This window comes from Pseudomonas sp. St290, from assembly GCF_018325805.1.
Lineage (GTDB): Bacteria > Pseudomonadota > Gammaproteobacteria > Pseudomonadales > Pseudomonadaceae > Aquipseudomonas > Aquipseudomonas bijieensis.
In genome coordinates this window covers 3,607,057-3,626,771 of record NZ_AP014703.1, presented here as the reverse complement: position 1 = coordinate 3,626,771, position 19,715 = coordinate 3,607,057, and the positions used below count along the sequence as shown (strand labels likewise).

Sequence of the window (19,715 nt, the reverse complement as noted above, 5' to 3'; positions counted from 1 at the left end):
AGGTGTTTTTTAAGTGGCGGCAGATTGCTCGCGCCTGGCGATGTCGTAGGAGCTACCTCGCGAAGCGAGGCTGCGATCTTTCCCAGGCACTGAGTTCCAAGCGAAAGATCAAAAGATCGCAGCCTCGTTGTACTCGACAGCTTCTACACAGCTCCTACAAAGCCTTTGCTCACCAGCGCATCCGCACGCCCATGCTGGTGATGATGCCGTTGAGGTCGTTGTCGTCGACGTCACTGCTGTAATCGGCGCTGACATACAGGCTTACCGCCGGCGTGACCCGTGCCACCAGGCCCAGGCCGACTTCGACGGTGGAGGATTTCCGGCTGCTGCTGATCTTGTCGACCTTGTCCAGGGACAACGTATCGGCGCTCTGCACCGTGTGCCACAGGTTGGTGCGCACATAGGGCTCCATGCCCAGGCCATTGACCTGGTAGTTACCTTTGAGTCGTGCACCGACGCGGCCGCTCCAACTGCTCAGTTCATTGCCGGTACCGCTCTCGGTATTCGGCGTATCGAGGGTGATGCGCTGGTTGATCAACTGCGCCTGGGGTTCGACTACCCAGTGTGTCCCGATGCCAATCGGAAAGCCACCTTCGACCGACAGCGTCACCGCATTACCTTCGGCGGCCTGGCGCTGGCCTTGTTCGGTGCGACTGTAGCCATTGACCCGGCCGCCACTGGCGCTCAGGTCCACGTGCCAGCCCGCAGGCCCGGTCAGGCTCCAGTAGGCGCCAAGGCTCGAGCCTTTGAGGTTGACGGCATCCTTGCCTGGATCGGCCATGACAGGCGTCACCAGCAGGCCATTGCCGGTTGAAATAATCTGGTTTTGTCCACTGATCAGCCCCATGCGCTGGGTATGGCCGCTGTCGTTTCGTAATGTGAACAGGGCGGGGCTCTTGCTGGAGGCGGGGTCACTGCCGATCGCTGCGGTACTGAGGTCGTGGGACTGTGTTCGGCCATACCAGGGCTGCGTTGTCTCCTCGCCAGGCCAGGCCTGTACCTCCATGGAGGAAAGCAGCAACAACGAAGTAGAGAGGGTGTGGAAGGTGATGGTGATCTCTTGTGGACGGAGGGAGGTTTTCATGGTGGCCTGCCTTGCAATCGCATGCATTTCTCGCTTTTTGGCGTCTCTCCTACCCCGAATGAGGGGCGACCGAATGGATTGAGGCAAGCCTCTGGCGGCCCGCGTTTGCGGGTTCCAGAGGCCTGCCCCTGACTGTATTTCCGGGGGTAGTACCGTGTAGTCAAGAAGACTGATGGCACTGCGTCAAGAAAATGGACGATGAATGGCAGGCTGAAATCAGCCTCAATAAGAGGCTGATTTCAATTGCTTATTTCGGATCATATTTAGGCGTCAAATCACCGTCGCGGTTCCTGTCTACCAACTGATCCGTAAGCCGATTCTGCCGGCCACGGCGCGTTGCTGGTTGCTGTCGAAGTTTTGGCTGTAGTCCGCGCCGGCATACATGGCGACTGTGGGCGCCAGGCTCACGGTGACGCCAATCCCGAGGTCACCGGTGGACGCGCGCTGTTGGGTCTCGACCCGTTCGGTGTCGTCGAACGTCACCGAGTCGGTGCCGGAAAACGTGTGCCAGAGGTTGGCGCGCAGGTAGGGTTCCACGGGCATGCCGCTGACCTGGTAGCGGCCCTTGAGGCGAGCCCCGAGACGGCCGGTCCAGGCACCGTCGGAATCGAACTCGACCTTGGAGACCCCATCGTTTTGCGTGTCCAGGGACACTTTCTGGTGGATGATCTGGGCCTGGGGTTCGACGACCCAGTTGGCGTTCACCGCGAAGGGATAGCCGGCCTCCGCCGAAACAGTCAGGGCGTGCCCACGATTGTCGATTTTCAAGCCGCGTTCGGAGCGGTTGTCACCGTTCAGTCGCGTGCCCATCACCACTGCATCGACGTAGCCGCCGGTAGGGTCGGTGAGCGTCCAGTACAGTCCATAGCTGTCGCCGTCGAGTTCTATCTTGCCGGCGTGTCGATCTTCGAAACCCAGGTTGAAGCCTTTGACATCGCCGTTCAGCTCCGTGTGGCCGACGAAGAAACCAATGCGTTGGGTCTGGCCGCCGGACAGCAGGGAGCTGTACAGATCGTTGCCCACCTGGAACCCCTTGATCGACCCATCGAACCGCGGCGTCACCGTACCGGCCCAGGTTTGCTCCAGATCCTTGCCGTAGACCCGGCCCCAACCCGCGCCGAACGCGCCAGTTTCCGTGAGCAGGCGCTGGTCGCCCTGGCGATCATGGAACGTGCCCAGGGCCATCAGGGTCAGTTGCGCCGCCGCTGGAGGCAATACTGACCAGGTCGGCACTTCCGGGCGATATAACGGGATAGGTGCCGCGCCGGGCACCGCAGTTGGCAACGGCGGTAGCGTCGGGACCGGTGGCGCACCTGGTGCGGGAGGCGCCGTCGGGATAGGCGCCGGTACCGGCCCGGCGACCACGGTAGAGCGCAGGTACCAGTTGTTTTCATTGCCGGTCACACCGCCCTTGAACAGTCGGTAGTCGAACGCACCGGCCGAGACGGATTGCGCCAGTGAAAAGGCGCTGGCGTCACTGACCGCGCCACCCTGGGCCTGGACCACTTCGATGCCGTCCTGGGTCGTCTGTGCGCCTGTGCCGCCCAGGTTCGTGACGGTGATGGCAGTGCTGCCGGTGAGCGTCCCGCCATTGACCACCAACTTGTCACTGGCAGAGCCATCGGCGCCGACTGCCGTTTGCACATGCAGCTGGCCATTGTTGCCCACGTAGTTGCCCTGGACGGTAAGGGTATCGTTGGTGCGGGTGTTGCCTTGGGTGAGGTCCACCGTGCCGGCGTTGTTGAGCGTCGCCAGTTGTCCGGCAGTAAAAGGGGCGATGACGCCCTGGGTCGCCGTCAGCGTGCTGCCGCTTTCGATGTTGAGCGTCCCGGTGCCGGTAGCACTGTCACCCAAGGTCAGCGTGTCGTTGAGGTCCAGTTGCGAGCCTTGGGTGAGGTTGACCGTTTCCCAATTGAGATAACGGGCGCCAGTGCTGGTGGTGCTGCCACTGAAGGTCAACACGTCCTGGCCCAACCCACCGTTCAGGCTGGGTGTGGTGGCAAGCAGGGTTTCATCGAGGTTGCTCAGCAATGCCGTGTCGCTGCCTTCGCCCATCAGGATGGCCGAGTGAATGAGGCCGCCGCTCCATTGGAACTGGTCATCGCCGGCACTGGCCCGGACTTCGCCGAGGATTTCGCCACCGCTGACGGTAATGCTGTCGTTGCCGCCGCTGACACTGACATTGCCGCCGATCCGTCCTGCGGAGAGGATGATGGTGTCCTGGCCGAAACCGGTCACCAGGTTGCCGATGATGTTTCCGCCGGACATATCGAAAACATTGTCATCGAGTTTCATGTCGACCCGGCCAATGGTGCCGCCGGTCATCTCGGCGTGGTCGCCGTCTTCGAACGCATCGACGATGGTCCCACCGGTCATCAGGAACTCATCGAGGCCGTCGCCCTGAGCCAGGGAGAGAATCCTGCCACCATTCATCTCGAAATAATCGGCTTCCGCGCCTTGCTCGACGTCACCATCAATCACGCCGTTGGCGTTGATCACGATGCGGTCGAGCCCGGTGCCGAAGGTAACGTCGCCGGAAATGACGCCGCTGCCGTTGGCGGGCAGGGTCAGGCTGTTGTTACCTGCAAGGTCCGTCAGCCCGGGGCTGGTGCCGCTTTCGCAGACATAGGTGTCATCGCCTGCGGTTGGTGCCAGCGTGCAGGCTGCCATGGCGGCCGGTGCGGGGAACAGGAAAGGGGCCGATACCCATAAAGCGTTGAGCAGCCGATTGAGTCGTTTGTTGTGCCGAATCATGTGCTATCCCTCTGCATCGGCATTTCGCAAATGCCGGTTCCAGCATTGGTTGCACAACAGATGGCACACAGGGCCTGGCAACGCTCGCTGTATGGGATGGCACCCTAGCAACGAATAAAGGGCGTCGCTACTGTCAGAACTTACAGGTCACTGCGCAGAAACAGCAGCCAGGATCAGCCTTACAAATGCACTTCCACCGAAAGTGGCAGGTGATCGCTCAGGTGCGTCCAGGGTTTGCTCCCAAGTATTTGCGGGGCGTGGCTGCTGGCGTTACGCAGGTATATGCGGTCCAGGCGCAGCAGCGGGAAACGGGCCGGGTAGGTCCTGGCCGGGCGACCGTGGTGGTGCTCGAAGGCTTCATGCAGGGAGCCATGGCGGGCGAGGGTGAGGTTACCCCGCAATTGCCAGTCGTTGAAGTCGCCGGCGATGATCACAGGGGCGTCCTCGGGCAGCGAATCGAGCAGTTGGCAGAGCAGTTTGAGCTGTAGTTGACGATGGCTTTCCAGGAGACTCAGGTGCACGCAGATCCCGTGGACGGCGGCGTGGCCGGGCACATCCAGCACGCAATGCAACAATCCGCGCCGCTCCGGACCGGTGATGGACACATCGAGATTGCGGAACTGGCGGATCGGGTACTTGGAGAGCAGAGCGTTGCCATGATGGCCATCGGGGTAGACCGCATTGCGGCCGTAGGCGAAATCGTTCCACATGCTGTCGGCGAGGAATTCGTACTGGGACGTCTGGGGCCAGTTGTCGTAGCGTGACGCGTGTCGGTCGTGTTCGCCCAGCACCTCTTGCAGGAACACCAGGTCGGCGCCGGTACTGCGCACCGCTTCGCGTAGTTCGGGCAGGATGAAACGACGATTGAGGGCGGTGAAACCCTTATGGGTGTTGACCGTCAGGATCCGCAGCCGATGAACCGCCGCGGGCGCGTCCGATGGCATTGGTTCGACGGCGCGCCAATCGGGATCTTGAGACACGTTCACTCCTGAATCAGACGTACTTGTTCATGCGACTGACCCAAGGTGCCGGCAGTTCCGGATTTTTCATATCCTTGCCGATCGCTATCGCGAGCAGGCTCGCTCCCACAGGGGGCGCAGGCGTGCGCAGATGTTGCAGTACCCCGCAAATCCAATGTGAGAGCGAGCCTGCTCGCGATTGGCGGTGTGTCTGAACCACCGCCCTCCGCGAACAAACCCGGCTTTACAGGTGCGTATTCAGATGAAGACAATCTCATAGGGCAAGCCCATCCGGTCAAGGATGACCCTGGGTAACAGTGGGGCGATGCCGCTCGCCGGTTCGCCGGCAAGTTGGCTGACGTAGGCGTACATGGCGTGACGCTTGCGGGCGGTGGTCCAGACGTCGAGGCGCAGTTTACGGGCCCGGTGCCAGGGGATTTTATTTTGCTCGCGCACTGGCCAGTGCCAGGCCCACACCGGCAGTTCGTTGAACGCCACACCGACTTTGTCGGCGGCCAGCGCCCCGGCGCGGCCGACGGTGTCGTGATCGCTGTCGCCATCCTGGCGCCAGGTGCTGAATACCACGTCACCGGGCCGCAGGTGGCGAGCAATGAAGCTAGCCAGTTCGGCCTCGTGTTCGGCCAGGGCCTTTTCCGGGAAGCCGCCGCGCACCCATTGCAGGCCGTTGGCCGCAATGCCAAGGCGATGCAGGGCGTCCACGCTTTCCTGGGGGTGAGGGCGGTGTGTACGCAGGCGTTCGTCGGTCCACAACGGTGAGCCGGGGTGGGCCAAGTCTCCGTCGGTGACCGAGATCAGCAACATGGGTTGGTTCAGGTTGCTCAGCAATTGCAGCAATCCGCCACAGGCCCCGACCTCATCGCCTGGATGGGGGGCGAGGATGACCGCGCGGGCGCCGGCGGGAATGAGCGTCTGGGTACTGATGATCGGAATATCGGCCAGTTGCGCAGCACTGTTCCAGATTTGCGGGTGCTGTCGGCCAGGCAAGCGAGAGGCAGGTTTCATAAGCGACATCCTTGTATGTGTTCAATCTTTCAGCCATGCACCGGGCCTACTGTCCGGTGGTTCCGATGTGGGCATGACTGCGATTCACAGCGCTCCGAATCCTGGAGACTACCGCATATGAAGTATTGACCATCTCGGCCGATTCGTCTCGTGACATGTGCATCTGCACTGCATTTTTTTCTTCAAACTGGCAGGTGTGCATCGAAAACCGCTTCCTTGCGGTCCTCATGGCAGCTTACAGCGGGTGTTTCATTCCTCGTCTTCGCGTTGCAGTTCGAACAGCAGCAGCGAGCGCCCGGTGACGGAGTATTCAGAATCGAACTCGAAGCGCTCCTGTCCTCGAACGGCCGGTTGGTTGGTGTCGACCATGCAGGTCCAGAAACTGCCCTCGGGGACTTCCGGCAAGCTGAAATTGACGATGTCATGATGCGCATTGACCACCAGCAGCAGCGTCGCATCGCCGCCCTTGCGTCGAATACCGGTCTCCTGGGCTCGCCCGTCCATCAGCATCCCCAGGCAGCGACCATGGCCGTCCTGCCATTGTTCAGTGGTCATTTCGCTGCCGTCCGGGGCCAGCCAGGTCACGTCCTTGACGCCGATGTCCTCGTTGTAGTTACCCACCAGGAATCGCCCGCGCCGCAGGATCGGGTAGGTCAGGCGCAATTTGATCAGGCGCTTGACGAACTTGAGCAGCGCCGCGCCATCCTCGCTCAGGTCCCAATTGACCCAGCCGATCTCACTGTCCTGGCAATAGGCATTGTTATTGCCGTGCTGGGTACGGGCAAATTCGTCGCCGGCAACGAGCATCGGGGTGCCTTGGGCCAGCAGGAGGGTGGCGAAGAAGTTGCGCATCTGCCGATGGCGTAGCGCGTTGATCTCCGGATCGTCCGTCGGGCCTTCGACGCCATGGTTCCAGGACAGGTTGTTATTGCTGCCGTCCTGATTGTTCTCGTCGTTGGCTTCGTTGTGCTTGTCGTTGTACGACACCAGGTCATTCAAGGTGAAACCGTCGTGGGCTGTGACGAAGTTCACCGAGGCGTATGGACGCCGGCCACGCTGGTTGAACATCTCGCCCGAGGCTGTCATGCGGCTGGCGAAATCGGCGAGCTGGCCATCATCCCCCTTCCAGAAGGCACGCACCGTGTCGCGGAACTTGTCGTTCCACTCGACCCAGCCCGGCGGGAAGTGCCCCACCTGATAACCTCCAGGACCACAGTCCCAAGGCTCGGCGATCATCTTCACCTGGCGCAGTACCGGGTCCTGGCGGCAGGCAACGAGGAAGCTGTGGCGTTCGTCGAAGCCGTCATGGTAGCGGCCGAGAATGGTCGCCAGGTCGAAGCGGAAGCCATCGACGTGCATCTCCGTGGCCCAGTAGCGCAGGGAATCGGTGACCATTTGCAGAACGCAAGGATGGCTCAGGTCCAGGGTGTTGCCGGTGCCGGAGTCGTTGATGTAGTAGCGCTTGTCATCGGGCATCAGCCGGTAGTACGAGGCGTTATCGATGCCGCGCATGGACAGGGTGGGGCCTTGCTCGTTGCCTTCGGCGGTGTGGTTGTAGACCACGTCGAGGATGACTTCCAGATTGGCCTCGTGCAGGTGGGCGACCATCTCCTTGAACTCGGCGATCTTGCCGCTGGCCAGGTAACGTGGGTCCGGGGCAAAGAAGGCGATACTGTTATAGCCCCAATAATTGGTCATGCCTTTGTGCAGCAGGTGCTGGTCATTGACGAAGGCATGGATGGGCAGCAGTTCCACCGAGGAAACCCCCAGCTTGCGGATATGCTCCAGCACATCGTCGACCATCAACCCGGCGAATGTACCGCGCAGGTTTTCGGGTACCGCGGGGTGGCGCATGGTTAGGCCGCGCACATGGGTTTCATACAGGATGGTCTTGTCCCAGGGCACGCTGACGCGATGGTCGTGGCCCCAGGTGTGCGCCGGATCGATGACTTTGCACTTGGGGACGAACGGGGCGCTGTCACGCTCATCGAAACTGAGGTCGCCGTCGGGATGGCCAATGGTGTAGCCGAACAGGGCTTCGGACCACTTCAATTGACCGACCAGCTGCTTGGCGTACGGATCGATCAGCAGCTTGTTCGGGTTGAAGCGATGACCGTTCGCCGGGTCGTATGGACCATAGACCCTATAGCCGTAGATCAATCCCGGGTGGGCATCGGGCAGATAACCGTGGTAAATCTCGTCGGTGTATTCCGGCAGTTCGATGCGTTCGAGTTCGACTTCGCCGGCATCATCGAAAATGCACAGTTCGACCTTGGTGGCATTGGCTGAAAACAGCGCGAAATTGACCCCGAGGCCATCCCAGGTTGCACCCAGTGGAAAAGGCAGCCCCTCACGAATCCGCGAAGCCTCGATAACGGGCGGCGGCGTGGTTTTGTTTGGACGGGTCATAGTTGCTCCTGCAAAAGACAGACAGATATAGCGATGCGGTTCACTTGAGAGGGGTGGTTTCCCCTTCACCCGTGGCGAGGAGAGTTATCCCCGCTGTGTGGGACAAGTTGCTCTCTGTGGGAGCAAAGGTTGCGGCGATGAAGCGATGCGCTTGTTTCGCGAGCAAGCTTTGCTCCCACCTGGCAAGGAGACCGATGGGAGATGAATCAAACCGCTGGTGGTTTGCGCGCCGCCCGGGGCTTTTTATCCGCAGGCTTTTGCGCCTCGGTGGTCGCGACCGGTTTGGTCGCAGGCTTGGCCTTGGGTGTCGCGCTTTTTGGAGCGCTCTTGGCAGCGGTGCTCTTGGTCGCCACGGGGGGCTTGGCGCCATCCGCTTTGCTGGCCGTTGACTTGCTCGCCGCCTTGGGAGGCTTGCTGGGCGCCAGGGCTTCGGCTTCGGCGAGTTTGCGCGCCATCTCCCAGTGGCGTTTTTCCTGCCCGCTGGGCTTACCCTCGGACTCCCAGATCTGATAGGCGAATTCGCGGATGCGTTTATCGTCGGTACTCATCGCAGTGCTCCTGATTCAACTCAAGATTGGATAAAGACATTGACCGGGAAATCCCCCAGTGCGGTGCTGATCAGCAGCTCCCTTTGGGGTGTGACTGTTGCACTTGAAAAAAATCCCTTCAGTTTTTCCTCCTCGGCGGCGAACGGTAACGACACGCGGGTATCGCCCCAATCCGACGCAGCCACCAGCGGCACGGCACTGTTTTCCAGCAAGTGCGCCGCATGGATAGGCGCGACAATGATCGCCCGTTGTTGCCCGTCCTCACGCATGAAGGCCAGTACCCGTTGGGCCTGTTCGCCGAGCACTTCCAGCGGCTGGTAGCGGCCCTGGCGCCATAGCGACGGATACTCGGCTCGCACGGCCAGTGTCCTGGCGATCAATGCCTGTTTGACTCGCCCGTCACGCCAATTGCGTATCAGCGCGGCTGGAGAGTTGTCGGCCCGTAGCGCCTCGCGGCGGGCCTGGAAGTCCACAGGCCGGCGGTTGTCCGGATCAACCAGGCTGAAGTCCCAGAACTCGTTGCCTTGGTACAGGTCCGGTACGCCGGGTACGGTCATGCGCAGCAAAGTTTGCGCCAGACTATTGAGGGCACCTGCCGGGGCGATGGCCTGGACCGCCTCGGCGATGGCGCTGCGCAACGGCAGCCCCTCATCACCCAGCAGCAACCGTTCGAGAAACATCTGCGTCGCTTGCTCATAAGCGTCGTTGACGGCCGCCCAACTGCTTTGCAGCTTGGCTTCACGCAAGGCCTTGCGTTGCCATTGCCACAGGCGTTCGTTGTAGTCGGCCAGGGCCTTGTGGTCCTGCAGGTTGAGGTCCAGCGGCCAGCTTCCGAGCAGCGCCTGGTACAGAATCAGCTCATCACCCGCCGAAGGCGCCGACGGGTCGCTGTGCAGCGAAGGCGCAAGGATGCGCCATTGCTCCACGCAGGCGGCATACCAGTCGGCGCGCTCGCTGAGTACGGCCAGCCTGGCACGGGTGTCTTCGCCGCGCTTGTGGTCGTGGGTGGCGGTGGTGATCAGGTTGTCGGGAAAGTGTTCGAGTCGCTCAAGGCAGGCGTGGTGGAACACCTCGGCCGGGGCGCTGAAGCGCTCGGTGTCATAGCCCACGTCATTGCGCGACAACAGCACTGCCGAGCGATAGAGCGCGGTGTCTTCCACGGCTTTGGCGGCGGCTGGCGAGGTCAGTTGCTGGAAACGCACGCAGGCATGGCGCAGGCGTTTACGCTGGCTGCCGCGCGGACGTTGCCGCCAAGGCATCCCACCGAGCCATCCGGCCAGGCAATCGAGCACCGGCCAGTCAGCTTCGCTGAGGGTTTGCCGGGCGCCTTCCAGGGCCTGGTTGAAGAACACTTCGTCTTCGGCCGACCGCCCCAGGGGCGTGATGTAGGTGCGATACACCGGGAAATGCACGATCAGCTCTTGCAAGGCCCGGCGGATCGCGCCCAGGGTCAGGTCGCGGGTCATCACATCGTCCCGGGCCACTTGCAGCAGGGCCTGGGCGACGCTTTCGAAGTCGCCGGCCAGGGAACCATTGAGAATCTGTTGGCGGGCCAGGCGCGCTTCTTCAATGAAGTGCGCCGGTCGCTCACTGTGCCGGCTCCAGAATTCGGCAAGGGGCTCGGCACCGGCCGGGTCATGCTGGAGCAGCGAAACCTGGTTCATGAACTCGTAACCGGTGCTGCCGTCGATGTTCCAGTCCCGTCGCAAGGTTTCGCCATCGCCAAGGATTTTCTCGACGAAAATCGGCAGGTGCCGCGACGGCGAAAGCGAATCGACGCGTCTGCGCAATTTGCGGCAGTAACCGCGAGGGTCGGCAAGGCCATCGATGTGATCGATCCGCAGCCCGTCCACCAATCCTTCACCGATCAATTCGAAAATCTTGGCATGGGTCGCCTCGAATACCGCCGGACGCTCGACCCGCAGACCACCCAGTTCGTTGACATCGAAAAAACGCCGCCAATTGATATCGTCCGCGGCTGTGCGCCAACTGGCCAGGCGATAGCTTTGGCGCTCCAGCAATTGATGCAGGCGTTCGAAGCCCTGGGGCTGGGTAGAGTCGTAGCCGCCCAGGTTGTCCTCGATGGCGCTCAGGATGCCGGCATCTGTCGCCAGGTTTTGCAACTCTGTCTGCAGTGGGCGGGCGAGGGTGTGGGCGTCGGTCTGGTAATTGAGCGTGGTGAAGCGCTCGGCCAGGGACTTGAGCGACTCGGCTTGCTCGGCGGGCAGGGTTTCGGCGGGTTTGAGCAGTTCGCCGTAGTACATCGGGCAAATGGGGAAGTGGTGTTCGTAGTGCTCGACATAGAAGCGGCCATGGGCGGCATCGAAGCGCAGTTTCAAGGTGCCTTCCTGCAACGCCACGCCGTAGTCGCTGCCCAGGAACGGCAGCAACAGCTGGCCCTCCATCAGCGGGTCCGGGGAGTGCCACTGGATGTCGAAGAATTCACCGTAAGGGCTCAGGCGGCCCCATTCGAGCAAATCCAGCCACCAGGGATTGTCATTGCCGCCAACGGCCATGTGATTGGAAACGATGTCGAGGATCAAGCCCATCCGGTGCTCGCGCAAGGCTGCGACCAGGCGCTTGAGCGCTGCTTCGCCGCCAAGCTCGGGGTTGACCAGGGTCGGGTCGACGACATCGTAGCCGTGCATCGAGCCGGCCCGGGCCTTGAGCAGTGGCGAGGCATAGATATGGCTGATGCCCAGCCCGGCGAAGTACGGCACCTGGGGGATGGCATCGTCCAGGGTGAAGCCTTTATGAAACTGCAGGCGCAATGTTGCCCGCAGGGGTTGGATCAATGTCTGCTTCATCGGTCACGCTCGTTCGCCTGAAGTCTGGCACAGGCGAGTATTTCCAGACGCCGGGCGGCGTCCGGGTCATCCAGTAACGCCTGGCTTTGCTGGGTCAGGCGGCGGCGCCAATTGGGGTGGGTGTCGATGGTGCCCGGCAGGTTCGCCTGTTCCTCGATGCCCAGGGCGTCTTCGAGTGGCAGCAACACCAGCGGCGCGCGGGTGTGGCCGAGGAAGCGCACGCTGGCATCCAGTACCTGGTCGGTTTCGCGGTGTTCCTCGCGAAAGTTCTGCGGATCCTGGTTCAGTACCTGGCGCAGGCCTTCACGTTCGCGCTCGCGGTGTTTGCGCCAGTCCATTTCGGTGTGGGAATCGATCAGGTCCAGCCGGGCGTTCCAGTCGATGTCGTGACCGTGCCACCAGCCATTGAGCGTTGGCAAGTCATGGGTGCTGGTGGTTGCCAGGGCATTGTCCGGCCAATCGAGGATTGGCTTGAAGTGGGTGTTGTCCTGTTCGAACAACAGCACGCGCATGCCCAGGATCGAGCGGGCGCTGAGTTTTTCCCGCAGGCCATCTGGCACGGTGCCAAGGTCTTCGCCGAGCACAATGGCTTGGTGACGATGGGATTCGAGTGCCAGCAGGCGCAGCAGGTCGTCTACCGGGTAATACAGGTAGGCGCCATCGGAGGGTGGGGCGTCGTTAGGAATCACCCAGAGCCGTTGCAAGCCCATGACATGATCGATGCGCAAGCCGCCGGCGTGGGCGAAGTTGGCCCGCAACATTTCAATGAATGCGCGAAAGCCGTTACGCACCAGGCCTTCCGGGGAAAACGCGGAGATCCCCCAGCCTTGGCCGGAGCGGTTGAGAATGTCGGGCGGTGCGCCCACGGTCAGCGAAGCGAGCAGTTCGTCCTGTCGGCTCCAGGCCTGGCTGCCACCGCCATCGGCACCCACCGCCAGGTCGGCGATCAGGCCAATGCCCATGCCGCTGGATTTGGCTGCGCTCTGGGCACGTTCCAGGCAGCGAGCGATCAACCATTGGCAAAAGGCGTGGAAGCCGATTTCATCGGCATTTTCTTCGGCAAAATGGCCCAAGGCCGTACTGCGCGGATCGCGCCATTCTTCCGGCCACTGCCGCCAGTCGAGGCTTTCGCCGCGGGCGGCGCGTTCGGCCTGCAAGGCCTCGAAGCGGCAATGGTTCTCCAGGGCTTCGCCGCTGGTGTGACGGAAACTGCTGAAGTCTTCATGCAGCGGATGCTCGCCCTGGCTGAAGCCGTCGTAAAGGGCGCGCAGGATTTTCTGTTTGGCTTGGGCGGCGACCGGCCAGTCGATCAGTGGCTGCTCTTCCAGGGTACGCAGTTGATTGGTCAGGCCGGTGGCGTCGATGGCGGTGCGCAGGGCGCGTTCGCCGAGGATGGTCCCCGGCGCCGCGTACAGGCTGTTGAGAAACAGTCGGCTCGACGGTGAGTAGGGGCTGTAGCGCCCGGTGTCGCTGCTGAACATGGCATGCATCGGGCTGATGGCAATGGCCTCGGCCCCGCGCTCGCCGGCCACCCGTGCCAGTTCCTCCAGGGCTTGGGTATCACCGAAGCCGCCGTCACCGGGACGCCTGAGGGCATACAGTTGTGCGCTCAGGCCCCAGGCCCGTGGTGTCGGGTCGTCCACCGCATCGGCCACGCTGTAGCAACGGGCCGGTGCGACGGCGAGGGTGAAATGCTGGTCCTGGATGCTGACGTGCTGATAACCCACTGGGACCATCCCCGGCAGCTTGGCGTCGGCATCGAGGTTCAGGTTCAGTGTCGCGCCATCTTCGAGTTTGATTTCGCAGGGCGTCCCCGCCTCGAAGTAGCGGCTCAAGTCCAGGCTGGCCCCGACGTCGGCGGTGATCAGCGGTGGCAATTGATGGTTCTGTTGAGCTTCCTGCAACTGCAGCAGGCTGGCGTCGATTTCCTGGGCGCTGCCGGCTGGGTGGCCCAGGCCGGTAAGGACCGAGCGCAAGACGGCCGGCGAGACTTTCTGGGCCCGGCCATTGGCATCGATCCAATCCACCGCCAGGCCCGCTCTTGCGGCGAGGATTTCCAGTTGCGCATCGCTCATAGGCGCTCTCCAGTGATGTTGGGCAAGGTTGTCGCCTGCGTCAGACTGACCAGCGCGCTGTAGGGCGCAAGAACGCCCTGTTGCAACAGACCCTCGAGCGGCTGCGGATGTTCGAAAAGAATGCGTACCTCTTCCGGGGCGCTGTGTGCGACGGGCTGATCACTCAGGTTCAGGTCGATGCGCAACACACTGCCATCGCCCAGCCGCCAGCGTGCGCTGACGGCGCCACGGCCCAGCACATCGGCGCCCAGGGCCTGGGCACCGGGCAGGCGCGGGACGATTTCTTCACGGCGAATTTTCAGCAGTTGTCGATACAGCGCCTCATGGGCCTGTTGCTCCGGGCCTTGCGATTCCAGGCTCGGGCGTGAAGCCTCGAAGGTGCTGGCCGCGTTGGGGTCGGGAATCTGTTCGCGTTTCTGCGGATCGGCAAAGGCACTGAAGGCCTTGAACTCGCTGCGTCGGCCTTCGCGTACGAGTTCTGCCAGCTCGCCGTGGTGGCTGGTAAAGAACAGGAACGGTTGTTCGGCCGCCACCTCGTCGCCCATGAACAGCAGCGGGATCATCGGTGACAACAGCAACAAGGCTGTCGCCGCTTGCAGTGCCTGGGGCACGGCGAGCTGATGCAGGCGTTCGCCCAGGGCTCGGTTGCCGATCTGGTCATGGTTCTGCAGGAACAGCACGAACGCACTCGGCGGCAGGTGCCCACTGGGTTCGCCCCGGGATTCGCCATGGCGATTGATGTGGCCCTGGAAGACGAACCCCTGGCTGAGGCAACGTGCCAGTTGTTCCGTCGGCTGTTCGGCATAGTCGGCGTAGTAAGCGTCGGTTTCACCGGTCAGCAGTACGTGCAAGGCATTGTGCCCGTCGTCGTTCCACTGGGCGTCGTAGCCGTGTTCCAACAGGCTGGCCTGGTTGTGTTCGTTTTCCACGGTCAGCCAGACATGCCGGACCGGGTCTACCTGCTCGCGCACCCTGGCCGCCAGCTCCTGGAGAAAGTCCGGGTCTTCAATGGCGTGTACCGCGTCCAGGCGCAAGCCGTCGAAACGGTATTCCAGGAGCCACATGAGCGCGTTGTCGATGAAAAAGTCCCGTACCTCACGGCGCCGGAAATCAATCGCCGCGCCCCAGGGCGTGTGCTTGTCTTCGCGAAAGAAACCCTTGGCGTAGCGGTGCAGGTAGTTGCCGTCGGGGCCGAAGTGGTTGTAGACCACATCGAGGATGACCGACAACCCATGGCCGTGGGCGCTGTCGATCAGATGCTTGAGCTGTTCGGGTGTGCCGTAGGAGGCTTGGGGTGCGTAGGGCAGGACGCCGTCGTAGCCCCAATTGCGATCCCCAGGAAACTGCGCCAGCGGCATCAGCTCGATAGCGGTGACGCCCAGCCCGGCCAGGCGTGCCAAATGCTGCTCGACTCCGTTGAAACCACCCAGGGCGCCGACGTGCAATTCGTAAATCACGGCTTCGTGCCAGGGGCGGCCGGACCATTGAGTGTGCCGCCATGAATAGGCATGCGGGTCGACCACCACGCTGTGGCGATCGATATCGCCGGCCTGGGCGCGAGAGGCTGGGTCCGGCACTTCCAGCTCGCCATCGATGTTGTAGCGGTAGCCGGTGCCAGCGGGGCAACGGGTCTGGATCATGAACCAGCCGTCGGCTTGGGGCAGTAGCGGTATTGAATCTCCAGTGTCGAGCTCGACACTGACAAAAAAGGCATCCGGGGCCCAAAGGGCGAAGCGGGTGTGCTCCTCATCCAGCATGACCGCCCCGTGGGTCCATGTCTCAGGCGTCCTTGACGTCATTGTTACCTCATTGTCTGGCCGATTTTCCCAGTGACTTAGCCACCAGCTGTTCGTAGAGTTCGGCGTAGGGTTCCACGGCCTTGCACCAGTTGAACGGCGCCGACATGGCCCGGCAGCGCATGGCGTTGAGCAGGTCGGGGAACTCGAAGACCTTGAAGGCCCGGCTCAGGGCCTGTTTGTAGCTTTCCACGGTGGACTCATCGAACAGGAAGCCGGTGATGCCATCTTCGATAGTGTCTGCCAGGCCTCCGGTATTGCGCGCAACCGGCAGTGAGCCGAAGCGTTGGGCGTACATCTGGCTCAAGCCGCAGGGCTCGTAGCGCGACGGCATCAGCAGGAAATCGCTGCCGGCGAACATCCGCCGCGCATCGGTTTCGTTGAAGCCGATGCGCACGCCGATGCGCCCGGGAAAGCGCAGCGCGAGTTCGCGCATGGCCTGTTCTTCTTCCGGTTCGCCGCGGCCAATGATGGCGATCTGGCCGCCGGAATCGACGATGAACTCGGCGACCGCTTCGGTCAGGTCCAGGCCTTTCTGGTAGACCAGGCGCGAAACCACCGCGAATAGCGGGCCAGTGGAGTCATCGAGGCCAAAGAGTTCACGCACGTGGCTTGCGTTGACTCTCTTGCCTTCCCAGTCGCCCATGGCGAACTGGCGGAACAGATGCGTGTCGGTGGCCGAGTCCCAGCTTTCATCGATGCCGTTGGGGATGCCGCTGAGCAAGCCTTGTTGGGTCTTGGCCGCGAGGAAACCGTCGAGCCCGCAACCGAACGCCGGGGTGGTGATTTCCTGGGCGTAGGTGGCGCTGACGGTGGTGATATGGCTGGAGTAGGCCATCCCGGCCTTGAGGAACGACAGCTTGCCGTAGAACTCCATGCCTTCCTGTTGCAGGGCGTGCTCGGGGATGCCCAGTTCCGGGCAGGACGCCAGGCTGACGACGCCCTGATAGGCCAGGTTGTGGATGGTAAACAGCGTAGGGGTGCGTTGCCCACGCCAGTGCATGTAGGCCGGTGCCAGCCCGGCTGGCCAGTCGTGGGCGTGGACCAGGTCCGGGCACCAGTGGATCTGCGCGAGGTTGGCGGCGATGTCGGCGGCGGCCAGGCCCAGGCGGGCGAAGCGAATGTGGTTGTCGGGCCAGTCGCGACCGTTGTTGGCGCCGTAGGGGGAGCCTTCGCGGGCAAACAGTTCCGGGCAGATCAGTACGTAGATCACCAGGCCGTCGGCCATGTCCATGCGCCCGATCTTGCAGGGCGGCAGTGCTGCGTGGCCGCCCAGTTCGCCGATGATGTGGATCGGATTACCGCTGTTCATCACTTGCGGATAACCGGGGATCAGCACCCGGACATCATGCAGCCCGGCCATGGCCCGGGGCAATGCGGAGGAGACGTCGCCCAGGCCGCCGGTCTTTACCAGGTCGGCGATTTCCGAAGTGACGAACAATACTTTCTTGCGGTTGGGATTCTGTCGAACGACGGGGAGCAGTGCCTTGCCGCCGGTGGCCAGCACCGGTGCCGTTGGCGATTCGGCCGCCGGCGGTAATTGCGAACGGACTTGTTGTGGTTCCAAGGCAGCACTGATCATAAATATCTCCCATTTTCTCGATCTGTTTCCGGCAAGCGCCAGAGCTGTTGTTTCATTGGCCGAATCCTGCGGCCAGGCGCACAAGCGCTACGCAAGGAAAGCGAACGGCTACCCAATGCGGCGAAGCGAATCAGCTGTGAAGGAGCTGTTGCAATGACCAGTGCAAGGACTGCACCAGTCGCTGTTGCCCTACCTCTAACCTGACCTGTCGCCGTTGCGAAAAGTTTCGACTTTTTTTCGTCCGGATGACCGGTCGGTTTTCTCCCCGGTTAGGCAGTCTAGGTCAGAACTTAGAGCGGTGCGGCTCGGTTCGTCGCATTGTCCGACAATCACGGTTTTTGTCGGCAATCTCCTACACGACAAAGAGGGATACGCACCGACGAAGTGCAGTTTCCTGAAAACAAAAAGGTGTAAAGGGGCAGCCTTGTGTCATCGGCGTGCGCGATGGAATGGCGTGATGCACCATTGGGGGGCGGGCGGAATAGAGGCGTTTTGATGGCTATTGTCTGCGCTGGAAGCACACTATCCTGTGGGAGCGGGTTTGCTCGCGAATGCGGTGTATCAGCCAGCAAATGTGTGGCTGACAAACAGCATTCGCGAGCAAGCCCGCTCCCACAGAGAGGTATTCAGGATATTTGGGGCCGGGGCTCAGCCCGTCGGCGTCAGCAACCGAATCGGCTGGCCCGCCGCCCATGCCAGCAGGTCTTCGATCATCAGGGAATAGAACCGCTGGTAATTCTGTCGGCTGACGTAACCCACATGAGGCGTGGCCAGTACGTTTTCCAGGGTTCGGAAGGGATGGGCGGCTGGCAAGGGCTCCTGGGCGAAGACGTCCAGGGCGGCGCCAGCCAGGCGCTGGTGCTGGAGGGCGTCGATCAGGGCGGCTTCATCGACGATCGGCCCGCGTGAGGTGTTGACCAGCAGCGCCTCGGGCTTCATCCAGGCCAGTGCCTGGGCATCCACCAGGCCGCGGGTGCGTTCACCGAGCACCAGGTGGATCGAAAGAATGTCGGCCTGCTCGAACAAGGCCTGCTTGCTGACGTAGGTCACGCCGACTTCGGCGGCTCGCTCGGCGCTGAGGTTCTGGCTCCAGGCGATCACCCGCATGCCGAATACCTGGCCGAACTGCGCCACCCGCGTACCGATGCTACCCAGGCCGAGGATCGCCAGCGTCTTGCCGTGCAGGTCGCCGCCCAAGCCTTGCTGCCAGAGGCCGGCGCGCAGGGCATTGGCTTCCTGTACCAGGTTGCGGGTCAGGGCCATGATCAGCACCCAGGTCAGTTCGGGCGTGGCGTGCTTGTAGCTGTCGGTCCCGCACACCTGGATGCCCAGTTCGGCGGCAGCCTTGAGGTCCAGGGCGGCATTGCGCATACCACCGGTGAGCAACAGCTTGAGATTGGGTAGGCGGCGCAGCAGGCCTTCGTCGAACAAGGTGCGCTCACGCATCACGCAGATCACTTCGAAGCGCTGCAGGCGCTCGGCGAGGGTGTCGCGGTCGGCGGGATAGTCGTGGACAAACGTCACCTGGCCGATGCGGTCCAGCACCGACCAATCCACCACGCCACGTGCCACATCTTGCCAATCGTCTATGACTGCTATTTGCACCGCCATGGAACACCTCGTCAGGGAATGGGTTTGTCCAACCAGCCCAGCAGGGCCTTGTGGAACCGGTCCGGCTCTTCCATCTGCGGGGCATGCCCCAGATTGGGGAACTCCACCAGAGTCGAACGGGGAATCAGCTCGGCCACCTGTTTGCCCAGCACCTCGTAGTGACCCAGCCTGGCCTTGACCGCCGGCGGCGCGATGTCACTGCCGATGGCGGTGGTGTCGGAGGTGCCGATCAGCAGCAGGGTGGGTACGGTCAGGTCTTTGAACTCGTAATAGACCGGCTGAGTGAAGATCATGTCGTAGATCAGCGCCGAGTTCCACGCCACTTGGCGATGCCCCGGGCCTTTGTTCAAGCCGGCGAGCATGTCTACCCAACGCTCGAACTCAGGCTTCCAGCGGCCTGCGTAATAGGTCGTGCGCTCGTAGTTGCGAATGCCCTCGGCGGTGACTTTCAGCTCCCGCGCGTACCATTGATCCACAGTGCGATAGGGGACGCCCAAGGCTTTCCAGTCTTCCAGGCCGATGGGGTTGACCATCGCCAGGCGTTCGACCTGGTCGGGAAACTGCAAGGCGTAACGGGTGGCGAGCATGCCGCCGGTGGAATGACCGAGGATGATGGCTTTCTGCACACCGAGGGCCTTGAGCAAGGCCTGGGTGTTGCTTGCCAATTGCTGGAAGCTGTACTGGTAATGCTCGGGTTTGCTCGATGTGCAGAAGCCGACCTGGTCCGCCGCGATGACCCGGTATCCGGCCTCGCTGAGGGTCTTGATCGAATCGCCCCAGGTGGCGGCGCAGAAGTTCTTGCCGTGCATCAGCATCACGGTGCGACCATTGACCTTGCCTTGGGCTGGCACGTCCATGTAACCCATCTGTAACGACTGGCCCTGGGACTGTAAGGCGAAATGCTTGAGGGTGTAGGGGTATTCGAAGCCCTCCAACTGCGCACCGTAGGCCGGGCCTTCAGGCGGGTTGGCGGCCTGGGCGAGCAGGGGCAGGGCGGCGGTGAGGAACAGGCTGGGCAACCAGCGCGCGGTGATGCGGGACATGGTCAATCTCCTTATGGCCGCCGC

At 62.2% G+C, this 19,715-nt stretch carries 12 protein-coding genes; all 12 read right to left on the bottom strand.

Translation table 11 applies throughout. From position 1 onward, the window contains the following. Positions 1 to 169: 169 nt before the first annotated feature. Entirely contained in the window at positions 170 to 1,084 is a 915-nt protein-coding gene (locus PBDP_RS15800; RefSeq protein ID WP_116832512.1) for an autotransporter domain-containing protein, read from the bottom strand. Positions 1,085 to 1,378: 294 nt separating this feature from the next. Then, on the bottom strand, positions 1,379 to 3,838 hold the full coding sequence (locus PBDP_RS15795; RefSeq protein ID WP_212800908.1) for an autotransporter family protein: 2,460 nt from the start codon (positions 3,836 to 3,838) through the stop codon (positions 1,379 to 1,381). Positions 3,839 to 4,017: 179 nt separating this feature from the next. After that, a complete protein-coding gene (locus tag PBDP_RS15790) occupies positions 4,018 to 4,782 on the bottom strand; it encodes an endonuclease/exonuclease/phosphatase family protein (RefSeq protein ID WP_269154783.1) in 765 nt (254 codons plus the stop codon). 273 nt (positions 4,783 to 5,055) lie between these two features. Beyond that, positions 5,056 to 5,820, bottom strand: a complete 765-nt coding sequence (locus tag PBDP_RS15785) for a PIG-L deacetylase family protein (protein WP_109754192.1) — start codon at positions 5,818 to 5,820, stop codon at positions 5,056 to 5,058. A 249-nt stretch (positions 5,821 to 6,069) separates the two neighbouring features. After that, on the bottom strand, positions 6,070 to 8,229 hold the full coding sequence (gene glgX, locus PBDP_RS15780; RefSeq protein WP_109754191.1) for a glycogen debranching protein GlgX: 2,160 nt from the start codon (positions 8,227 to 8,229) through the stop codon (positions 6,070 to 6,072). Between the two features lie 206 nt (positions 8,230 to 8,435). Further along, positions 8,436 to 8,777, bottom strand: a complete 342-nt coding sequence (locus PBDP_RS15775; protein WP_116832509.1) for a DUF2934 domain-containing protein — start codon at positions 8,775 to 8,777, stop codon at positions 8,436 to 8,438. Between the two features lie 20 nt (positions 8,778 to 8,797). Then, on the bottom strand, positions 8,798 to 11,584 hold the full coding sequence (locus tag PBDP_RS15770) for a malto-oligosyltrehalose synthase (protein WP_212800907.1): 2,787 nt from the start codon (positions 11,582 to 11,584) through the stop codon (positions 8,798 to 8,800). Continuing rightward, positions 11,581 to 13,659: a 4-alpha-glucanotransferase gene (gene malQ, locus PBDP_RS15765; RefSeq protein WP_176687768.1), complete on the bottom strand. Its 2,079-nt coding sequence runs from the start codon at positions 13,657 to 13,659 to the stop codon at positions 11,581 to 11,583. The genes PBDP_RS15770 and malQ overlap by 4 nt, the downstream gene beginning before the upstream one ends. After that, positions 13,656 to 15,458, bottom strand: a complete 1,803-nt coding sequence (gene treZ / locus PBDP_RS15760) for a malto-oligosyltrehalose trehalohydrolase (protein ID WP_116832506.1) — start codon at positions 15,456 to 15,458, stop codon at positions 13,656 to 13,658. The genes malQ and treZ overlap by 4 nt, the downstream gene beginning before the upstream one ends. A gap of 7 nt (positions 15,459 to 15,465) precedes the next feature. Next, a complete protein-coding gene (gene glgA / locus PBDP_RS15755; protein WP_212800906.1) occupies positions 15,466 to 17,037 on the bottom strand; it encodes a glycogen synthase GlgA in 1,572 nt (523 codons plus the stop codon). A gap of 648 nt (positions 17,038 to 17,685) precedes the next feature. Next, entirely contained in the window at positions 17,686 to 18,648 is a 963-nt protein-coding gene (locus PBDP_RS15750) for a D-2-hydroxyacid dehydrogenase family protein (RefSeq protein WP_212800905.1), read from the bottom strand. A gap of 11 nt (positions 18,649 to 18,659) precedes the next feature. Continuing rightward, on the bottom strand, positions 18,660 to 19,691 hold the full coding sequence (locus PBDP_RS15745; RefSeq protein ID WP_212800904.1) for an alpha/beta fold hydrolase: 1,032 nt from the start codon (positions 19,689 to 19,691) through the stop codon (positions 18,660 to 18,662). Between the last annotated feature and the right edge of the window lie 24 nt (positions 19,692 to 19,715).

Coding starts and splice junctions, on each gene's coding strand:
- PBDP_RS15800 (WP_116832512.1), bottom strand. CDS start 1,084: ATGAAAACCTCCCTCCGTCCACAAGAGATCACCATCACCTTCCACACC.
- PBDP_RS15795 (WP_212800908.1), bottom strand. CDS start 3,838: ATGATTCGGCACAACAAACGACTCAATCGGCTGCTCAACGCTTTATGG.
- PBDP_RS15790 (WP_269154783.1), bottom strand. CDS start 4,782: ATGCCATCGGACGCGCCCGCGGCGGTTCATCGGCTGCGGATCCTGACG.
- PBDP_RS15785 (WP_109754192.1), bottom strand. CDS start 5,820: ATGAAACCTGCCTCTCGCTTGCCTGGCCGACAGCACCCGCAAATCTGG.
- glgX (WP_109754191.1), bottom strand. CDS start 8,229: ATGACCCGTCCAAACAAAACCACGCCGCCGCCCGTTATCGAGGCTTCG.
- PBDP_RS15775 (WP_116832509.1), bottom strand. CDS start 8,777: ATGAGTACCGACGATAAACGCATCCGCGAATTCGCCTATCAGATCTGG.
- PBDP_RS15770 (WP_212800907.1), bottom strand. CDS start 11,584: ATGAAGCAGACATTGATCCAACCCCTGCGGGCAACATTGCGCCTGCAG.
- malQ (WP_176687768.1), bottom strand. CDS start 13,659: ATGAGCGATGCGCAACTGGAAATCCTCGCCGCAAGAGCGGGCCTGGCG.
- treZ (WP_116832506.1), bottom strand. CDS start 15,458: ATGACGTCAAGGACGCCTGAGACATGGACCCACGGGGCGGTCATGCTG.
- glgA (WP_212800906.1), bottom strand. CDS start 17,037: ATGATCAGTGCTGCCTTGGAACCACAACAAGTCCGTTCGCAATTACCG.
- PBDP_RS15750 (WP_212800905.1), bottom strand. CDS start 18,648: ATGGCGGTGCAAATAGCAGTCATAGACGATTGGCAAGATGTGGCACGT.
- PBDP_RS15745 (WP_212800904.1), bottom strand. CDS start 19,691: ATGTCCCGCATCACCGCGCGCTGGTTGCCCAGCCTGTTCCTCACCGCC.